Below are 8,471 nucleotides of genomic sequence, written 5' to 3'. Positions count from 1 at the left end.
CGTTTTAATTCTTTAATTTCACGTTCCATTTGCTTCATTTTTTCTTGGTCAGATATCTGTTGTACTTTGGCAGGATTTAGTTGATCCATATGCTTTAAATACCAAACACGCAATGTTTCAGGAGTACAACCGATTTTAGGCGCAATAGCTGTGATTGCTGCCCAAGTAGAAGGATAATCTTTTTCAGATTCAATTAGTAATTGAACCGCTCTTTCTCTAATTTCGGGGGTATAGTTTGGTTTTTTCATCGGAATAGTCTCTCAGAATATTGAGTCTCCGACAAACCCGGTACGGTTCACGACCTTGCCAGTGGAAAGTCCCTCAATATCGCTCCACCTGGTCACGAGGCGCACTTTGATGCATTGAGGGACTACTTCAATACGAAATACGGCTGGTCACGTCCTGACGACATCAGCTTGTCGAACCTCACTCAAGAGCCGAACTACGTCATCAAACTAAATAAACACGCAGAAAAAATCATCCCCAAGCAGGATCTTGGGAAGCTGAAAAAAAAGCAGTTCTACAAATTTATAGACATGCAGATCCGAGAGCTGCTGAAAAAAGGGGAGATTCAGAACCGAAGCGACATTATTGCGGAGATTGAGCACCTCAATGGAGTGAAGTCAGTAAAAGCAGGGAAGGACTATATCTCAGTCAAAATAGACAACGAAAAAGAAACCACGCACCGACTCAAAGGGGATTTTTATCATGAAGACTTCGAAATTGGAGCTTATGCAGAGCGGCTTAGAGAGGCGGAAGGAAGCAGACCAACTGAATGCGAGCTTGCAGCTGCTATCAAAGACGCTGAGAGACTTCTTGACTCTCACAGAGCAAAGCGAGCTGCCTATCATGCAAAGCACCATGCTTTTAGGCAGGATGGAGGAAACGATCAAAGCCATAGAATCGAATTTAATCTCGATTTCGACCGAGATAGAGAACCTGTCACCCCAACCCCTGAAAACGACAATGGTGGGCTATCTGGAGCAGCTAGAGACCATCAAAAGCCAGCTATCACATATAGATTTATCGAAAATCAAAACGCTTTCCGTCTCAGTCCAAGCGCTGCAGGCCGAGATCGACAAGGCGATAAACAGCATTTCGATAGATCAGAAGCAAATCCAAGTCCTAATCCAATTTCAAGTAAAACAAGCGATAGAGAGCCAAGCGGAGTTCGTACAGACAGAGATCCAGTCACTATTACAGTCGCAGAAAGCCAAGTACGCGGCATTGGGAGTTATAGCGGTTGGAGTGCTGATGCTTTTAATGAGTTTATATACAACCTATCTGTCCAGTACAAACCTAAAGACAATCCAAGCGCAAAAAGAAATGATTCAACAGAATTCACAAAAAATACAAAGTCAAATCAATATTTTGAACAACCAAAGGAGATAAGTGATGCAGACCGAAATCGACTACTACCTAGCAGAACAAAACGAATTATTGAGTCAACAAAACGCCTTCTTGATGCAGGAAAACAGTTCATTAAAGACCACCTTGGATTTATACAAGAAACTACAACAAGACTTGAACAACAAAATCAGCAACTTGGAAGAGGAGAACGAAACAAGGAAGGAATTAATTTCTCAGATGGAATCGGAATTTTTAAAGCTAGAGCAAGGGAATTTTTCAGCAGAATTTCAACAGAAATTAATAGCCAATTTCAGCACTCAATATCAAAAGTTATGGATGAAGGTCTCAGAAGAGCAGGACTTAGTGAATATGCTAAAAAATATAGTGAAAACGGAGTTGAAAGACGAAAAGACACAGCTCAAGACCGCACTCTTGAAAGTGTCGCAGATGTCTGCACCACAGGATTACAGCGAAGAAATAGAAACATTAATCTCCTCGGTAAGCGACTTAAAGACACAAATGAGGAGTGTCATGAGCTTGGTCGAGAGATTGATCGACTAGCAACAGAAATCAAGAAAATACGCCCCAAACCTAAACCTGCCAAGGAGTTTAAATACCTACGACTTGATGGCTACTATCCTGACTATGCGCTTGCACATCGCGAGTTTTCAGAGCAGCAAGACTATGCCTATCAGCATAGTAGAAAATTTGATGTTATTCATATAATTAAGCGAAAGTCAGAAAAACTGAAAGATTACATGAGTCAGGCAAGAAATATACTGTACCCAAATGACTATGAGCTAATAGAAAAAATTATAAAAAATGATGAAATAATGCTCAAATATTTGAAATGCGATGTTGTTTTAGAGCCACAAAATTCACGTTTTAAAGACGAAATATCCGCATACAAGGTCAGTTTAGACAACTTTGAAGATATCAAATTGACAATTGAAGCTGTCAAATCGTCAAAACCTAAAATCACGCCTCAAAGTAACGAGTTAGTTTCAGATCAAAAATTAGACCTCAAGCCACCAACACAAGACTTTGACTTGAACTCTTAAAGAAAAAACCAAAGCTTGGAGCACGCGTATTACGGCACTGTTGCAAATAACCACGAATGGTAAGCTGAAGACTGTTTTAGCTAAAGGTGCAGCCTATGAATCCCTTCCATGGCGTCATTTTCAGGATGAAATCATTCTTTGGGCTGTGCGCTGATACTGGCGTAATCCTACTGACCTCAGCCCATGGCATATTAGACTTCTTGCGTTAGTCAAAATTTAAACAGCCTAAAGCTACATTTAATAAGGTTTTAGCCAGTTCAAAAATTAGGTAAACGATACTTTCGCAAGAGGTCTATTGATGAAACCTATGTAAAAGTGAACGGCCAAGGGGCGTATTTATACCGGGCAGTTGATCTACGTGGTCATACTATCGATTTTCACCTCTCCGCTGTAATACCCAGGCGGCTTATCGGTTTCTCGGAAAAATTCTGAACAACGAGAAGCAATCGCAAATTCCAAGGGTGATCAACACGGAAAAGCACCCACATATGGATGTGTTTTGTCACTGTTAAAACGGGAAGGAAAATGTCCACCAAATCTTGAGTACAGGCAGGTTAAGTACAAGAATAACGTGATCGAATGTGATCATGACAGGTGGACAAGCTTCATCATTCTATTATGGTCAGCCTCAGGGTGAAGTGTGTCTAATCAATAGAGTTTTCGGTCTCTAAACACTTTTTAAAGGGAACATCATCGACTCAAATCTCTATTTGCAACAGTGCCTAAAAAAGCCCTTAATGATTAAGGGCTTTTTTATATTCAAAATACAGCTAATTTAAAACCAAAATAATTTTAATTTAGTTTCAAATTAGTTGTTATTCTTCACTAAGTTTCTTCAAAGCAAATCTGATAATTCCATTATGAGTTTGACCATACTTTTCAGCTAACTCAGTCAATAATTTGTACTCATATTCATTCATTGGAATCGTATGCGTCTTAAATTTTCTAGAGGCTTTAGGATCTAGTTTAGGGGTGATTTGTTCGTTAGCCCCATTGATGAAGGCTTCAAGATCTGGCGTTGTCTTGGCAATTTCCCTTTTCTTAATCATGCAAGAAGTTCCTCCATAAATGCCACAAACTCTTCTATCGCTTTTGGGTTATTTGATTCGACAACGCCTTTACCTTCAGCGGTGACATCACGGTAAACCTTGCGATCATGGATTACTGATGACAATGCTGTGAACAGAGGAAAGTCAGCGAGATAATCATTTGCTTGTTGTACTTCAGACACTGATGGATTGGTTGGAGCCAATGTCAGTAAGCCAAATGACTTCAGATCTTCATTAAATGATTTTGCTTGATCAATCACTTCTGAAAGGTGAGGTAAAGTGTCGAGGTCAAATTGTGATGGTCTGAATGGGACGACCATGTAATGGGCTGTTAACATTGCTGTTCTAAGCTCTTTGCTATCGTGACCTGCAACATCGACAATTACATAGTCATACCGGCTATTTAAGTCTTTCAAAGTGTTCTTGATGTCACCATAACGCTGAACGCAATGAACCTTAGGTAGATCTGTGTTATCACGATCTTTAACCCAGTTTGCTGAGCTTTGTTGAGGATCTGCATCGACAAGTACAATGTCTTTGTTATGTTTAGCAAGATAAGCAGCTATGTTGATGGCTATTGTAGATTTTCCACATCCACCTTTTTGGCTTCCAATTAATACAATCATTTTAGGTATATTTTAGAACTAATTTGTATCTAATATAGTTTCACTATGCAATTAAGTAAAGATGTTTTCGTTTGGCTTTCTTAACATAAAAGATATAAATACCTTTTCCCACCATACCAATTATTAGATTATTTCTTCTTTGATTTCATAGTATGCAATTGATACACGAGAAGTAAATAATCTTTAATCTTTCAGCAAAATCCTTTTTTATTTTTAATTTTTTTATTTTTAATATTTTAGACAGGCTAAAACCCTTTAGACAAAAGGCTTTCAGAGCCTATACCGATACCTTTTCCCACCGATGCCGATACCTTTTCCCACCGATGCCGATACCTTTTCCCACCGATGCCGATACCTTTTCCCACCGATGCCGATACCTTTTCCCACCATTTACATACTCGAGTTGTTTGAGTATAGTTATTAGCAATAAGAATTAGGAAAGTCATTGTGACAAAAGAGTTAGTAGTTAAAGACAATGCCTTAATCAATGCCAGTTATAACCTAGATACTACAGAACAGCGTCTCATTCTTTTGGCCATCGTACGAGCCAGAGAGATAAGCAAAGATGTGGATGCTAAGAGCACCTTAGAAGTCCATGCACAGCACTATATGAAGCAATTCAATGTAGATAGACATGCTGCCTATGAAGCCCTAAAGAACGCTGCTAATAGCCTGTTTGAGCGCAAGTTCAGTTATAAAGGTATCCATGAGGCTACCCAGAAGGAAAAGATCGTTAAATCGCGTTGGGTTTCAAGAATAGCCTATGTCGATTCTGCCGGTATTCTTGAACTGGTTTTTGCTCCAGATGTCATTCCCTTGATCACTGAATTAGAGCAATCTTTTACTTCGTATGAACTGAAGCAAATAAGCTCTTTAACCAGCAAGTATGCGATCCGTCTATATGAATTGTTAATTCAGTGGCGCAGTATTGGTAAAACTCCACTCTTCCTTGTTGATGACTTTCGCTTCAAGCTGGGACTGGGTAGTGATGAATACAAGATCATGAGCAACTTTAAGAAGAAAGTCCTAGATGCTGCTTTGGTTCAAATCAACGAAAAGACGGATATTGTTGCGGCATATGAGCAACATAAGTCTGGCCGAAACATTACCGGATTCTCTTTCTCTTTTAGTTCTAAGAAAACCAAAGAGACTGAGAGTGGGTCTCACAAAAAACTCAGCGATAAACAGATTAGGCTATTCGCAAACAAGCTTGCCCATTACGATCCATTTGCCAGTCAGAAAGCCGAAGTTGGTGAATCGTATGCAGACTTGGAGAAAAGACTTCTGATTGAGCTGCAAGATGTTAAGGCTGTCATGAAGTATGCAGGTACTCTGAAAGAGTTAGGTCTTGAGGTATAAAACGAAACTATATTAGTTTTATATTGAAACTAATATAGTTTCTTAATGATTTCAATTTAATTTCAGAAAATTCAAGCAGAAGCTAACTAAGCTGCCAACTGTTCTGCTTGTTTCAAGACAGTCTCTGTGGCTAGTAGAGTCATATGACCATGCAATACCAAGCCTTGAACCGTACCGGGTTTGTCGGAGACCACTTTTCTTGAGATGAGAAGCATTGCTTCGCAAGACGTAGCGAAGCGTAGTGTCCCGATGACAAAATTAAAATATACCCCTGAAATAAGAGATAGAGCGGTTCAATTATTGATTGAATCCGAAAAAGATTATCCATCGAATTGGGCTGCAATCACAGCTATTGCTCCTAAAATCGGTTGTACTCCTGAAACACTACGTGTTTGGTATCAAAAATATTTAGATAAACAAAATCCAGTTAAAGTACAGCAGCTTTCAGACCAAGAACGTATCAAACAACTCGAACGCGAAAATAAAGAACTGCAACGCGCCAATGAGATTCTACGTAAAGCAGCCGCTTTTTTCGCCCAGGCGGAGCTCGACCGCCCACACAAATAATGGTGGATTTTATCCATAACAATAAAGATCGATATGGTGTTGATGCGATTTGTAGGATTTTACCGATCGCAGCTTCAACCTATTACCGAACTTTAGATCTCGCTGACAATCCAGAACATCGAGCGAAACGAGATCTACATGATTAGCATCATGCTGAACAAATTCAACGAATTTGGAAAGAAAGTTCAGGTCGATATGGTGTGCGTAAGGTCTGGCAACAATTGAAACGTGAAGGTTATGTTATCGCACGTTGTACAGTTGCTCGATTGATGCAGAAGCTAGGTATACAAGGTGTTTGGCGTGGTAAGAATAAACAAACCACCCGTAACCGAGATGACCAAAAACGAGCAGATGATTTAGTGAAACGTAATTTTAATGCTGATCGACCTGACCAACTGTGGGTAAGTGACTTTACGTATATTCAAACAAATTCAGGCTGGATCTATACCGCCTTTATTATTGATGTGTTCTCACGAGCAATTGTTGGATGGAAAGTATCTACACGGATGAATACAGATATGGTGCTTGATGCATTAGAGCAAGCATTGCACGATCGAGGCATGCCAAAGAATGTGATTCATCATTCCGACAGAGGTGTGCAATATCTTTCCATTCGCTATACCAATCGTTTAGAAGCAGCAAATTTACGAGCATCAGTCGGTACGACTGGTGATTCATACGATAATGCTCTGGCTGAAACAGTGAATGGCTTATACAAAACAGAGGTGATTGAATATTTAAAAGCAGATTGGCAAGGTTTAGCAGATGTACAACTTGCGACACTCAACTGGGTAGATTGGTTCAATAAAAAGCGTGTACACAGTGCACTGGGTTATGTATCGCCTTTTGAGTTTGAAGCAATGTACTATGATAAGATTAACCCGTTAGGTCAGGTGGCCTAACTTAAATAAAAAAGTCTCCGACAAACCCGGTACGGTTCACCTCTGAAACATTACAACAAATCTTCATTTCTCAAACCAAACCAACTTTTTTTCCCAGAACACAACAAATGGAAAAGTCATTTTTTTAAATACATTACAGTCGAGAGCAACTCTAACAAGTTTAATGTACTGATTCATTAATGATAAAAAATGCAAATCCGTTTGACTTATTTCAAAAGAACTTTGTTTTTGAAGAACAAAAAACAAAAAAAACAGACCTCGATGATGCACTTAACATTTTTCGTTCATCTATTTCAGATGTCTGTTTATTATGGAAGAGTAAAGTAGCGCTGGCGGGTGAAAAACCAGTCATGCTTCATAAAGATGATGCAGATTTTTCAAAATTTGCTTATATGAAAATGGCTTCTGACTTTAAAATTGGCGTCTTGGTGATTGATATCGATCGCCGAATCGCGGATTCGATAGAAGTGATGATCTACAGTACACCGAATGCACCGACTCCTAACTTGATCATCAAAAATCAGGCAAACGGACACGTTCAGCTCGTTTATTGCTTAAAAAATTGGCTATGCATTGATGTCAAAAATAGTAAAGGCAATTACAGCAAAAAAGCACATATATTCTATAAGGCCCTGAAACAGCACTTAAATACGATTTTTGGCGGAGATGATTGTTATCATAATTATATTGCCAAGAATCCTTTCTGTACACAATGGGATGTGGTAGGTATGCGTTCTAGTCCGTATGAAATGTATGAGCTAGCTCGTATCAGTGAATTACAAGTAAGAAATACAACGTTCATTGAAAGATTACAGAAAAAAACAACAGATCAAGTCACAGCAGAAGATTTAAATTTGCTCACAGTGCTGGCCGGAAGAAGAAATACTGTTTTATTCCATACAGTGCGTAAACATGCGTATGGATTATACAAGAAGAATGCACGAGACTGGACAAATGCTCAATTTGAGAGAGTTATTCATGATTTGGCATGTGAACTAAACACCTCAAAATGTCATCCACCGCTTCCAAAAGCAGAGGTTAGTGCAACTTGTCGTAGCATTATAAAATTTTGCTATGAAAAATTAGGGAAATATGAAAAGTTCACGCAGTCAGAACTGAGTGAACTTGCATCAAAATGCGGAAAAAAAGGCGGCAAGGCGAAAGGTAAAAAATACGCACAGCAACGTGCTGAGGCCAGGAAATTAGCAAAACGTGGAAAGAAAGCCACAGACATTGCCAAACTTACCGGTTTGTCTCTCAGAGATGGATCCGTAAATTTGAACAACTCCTATAAGTGATATTCTGCTCCTCAAATGATGTTATAAACATCAATATATGGAGTATTTTATGGCACGTAGACCAAGAAGAAATCATTCAAATGATTTTAAAGCTAAGGTAGCACTTGCTGCGATTAAAGCAGAAAAAACACTTGCTGAATTGAGTGCTGAGTTTGATGTTCATCAAAACCAAATTATTGACTGGAAAAATCAATTGATCTCAGCTTCCTCGCAAGCTTTCGATCAATCAAAAGCTCCAACAGAACCACCCATCGATCTA

General features: G+C 39.1%; 6 protein-coding genes, 4 pseudogenes and 1 other annotated feature. Of the genes and pseudogenes, 7 read left to right on the top strand and 3 right to left on the bottom strand.

The annotated features are described in order from the left end of the window. On the bottom strand, positions 1-248 hold a 248-nt coding region (locus BJN41_RS12940; protein ID WP_070155683.1), incomplete at its 3' end, for a transposase. A 168-nt stretch (positions 249-416) separates the two neighbouring features. Here BJN41_RS12940 and BJN41_RS12935 point away from each other — a divergent pair. The 3 genes and pseudogenes from BJN41_RS12935 to BJN41_RS16105 all read left to right on the top strand — a co-directional run. Next, complete coding sequence (locus BJN41_RS12935) at positions 417-2,411, top strand: hypothetical protein (protein ID WP_201787571.1); 1,995 nt, start codon at positions 417-419, stop codon at positions 2,409-2,411. A 294-nt stretch (positions 2,412-2,705) separates the two neighbouring features. Next, positions 2,706-3,000, top strand: a pseudogene (locus BJN41_RS14965) (DDE-type integrase/transposase/recombinase); the annotation flags it as partial. 3 nt (positions 3,001-3,003) lie between these two features. After that, positions 3,004-3,082, top strand: a pseudogene (locus BJN41_RS16105) (IS6 family transposase); the annotation flags it as partial. Positions 3,083-3,226: 144 nt separating this feature from the next. On the opposite strand, the gene BJN41_RS12930 reads toward BJN41_RS16105, so the two are convergent. Both BJN41_RS12930 and BJN41_RS12925 read right to left on the bottom strand, forming a co-directional pair. Further along, positions 3,227-3,460 (bottom strand): hypothetical protein, encoded by a 234-nt coding sequence (locus tag BJN41_RS12930; protein ID WP_070155678.1) that lies wholly within the window; start codon positions 3,458-3,460, stop codon positions 3,227-3,229. Continuing rightward, the gene (locus BJN41_RS12925) at positions 3,457-4,086 is read right to left on the bottom strand and encodes an AAA family ATPase (RefSeq protein WP_070155676.1); all 630 of its coding nucleotides are present in this window, start codon (positions 4,084-4,086) and stop codon (positions 3,457-3,459) included. The genes BJN41_RS12930 and BJN41_RS12925 overlap by 4 nt, the downstream gene beginning before the upstream one ends. A gap of 447 nt (positions 4,087-4,533) precedes the next feature. Here BJN41_RS12925 and repM point away from each other — a divergent pair, with 447 nt between their 5' ends. The 4 genes and pseudogenes from repM to BJN41_RS12895 all read left to right on the top strand — a co-directional run. Beyond that, complete coding sequence (gene repM / locus BJN41_RS12915) at positions 4,534-5,445, top strand: replication initiation protein RepM (protein WP_070155670.1); 912 nt, start codon at positions 4,534-4,536, stop codon at positions 5,443-5,445. A gap of 249 nt (positions 5,446-5,694) precedes the next feature. Next, positions 5,695-6,914 (top strand): annotated as a pseudogene (locus BJN41_RS15190) (IS3 family transposase). Continuing rightward, positions 5,970-6,086: a sequence feature (AL1L pseudoknot), on the top strand. (Overlaps the previous pseudogene by 117 nt.) 179 nt (positions 6,915-7,093) lie before the next feature. Further along, positions 7,094-8,212 carry a replication initiation protein gene (locus BJN41_RS12900; RefSeq protein WP_070155666.1) on the top strand — a complete coding sequence of 373 codons (1,119 nt, stop codon included), beginning with the start codon at positions 7,094-7,096 and terminating at the stop codon, positions 8,210-8,212. A 37-nt stretch (positions 8,213-8,249) separates the two neighbouring features. Then, positions 8,250-8,471, top strand: a pseudogene (locus tag BJN41_RS12895) (IS3 family transposase); the annotation flags it as partial.

This window comes from Acinetobacter towneri (assembly GCF_001758345.1).
In the GTDB taxonomy this organism is placed as follows: Bacteria; Pseudomonadota; Gammaproteobacteria; order Pseudomonadales; family Moraxellaceae; genus Acinetobacter; species Acinetobacter towneri_A.
This window is presented reverse-complemented; position numbering and strand designations above follow the sequence as displayed.

Excerpts from the sequence above, each read along its gene's own strand:
- BJN41_RS12925 (WP_070155676.1), bottom strand. The coding sequence starts at position 4,086 with ATGATTGTATTAATTGGAAGCCAAAAAGGTGGATGTGGAAAATCTACA.
- BJN41_RS12900 (WP_070155666.1), top strand. The coding sequence starts at position 7,094 with ATGATAAAAAATGCAAATCCGTTTGACTTATTTCAAAAGAACTTTGTT.
- BJN41_RS12930 (WP_070155678.1), bottom strand. The coding sequence starts at position 3,460 with ATGATTAAGAAAAGGGAAATTGCCAAGACAACGCCAGATCTTGAAGCC.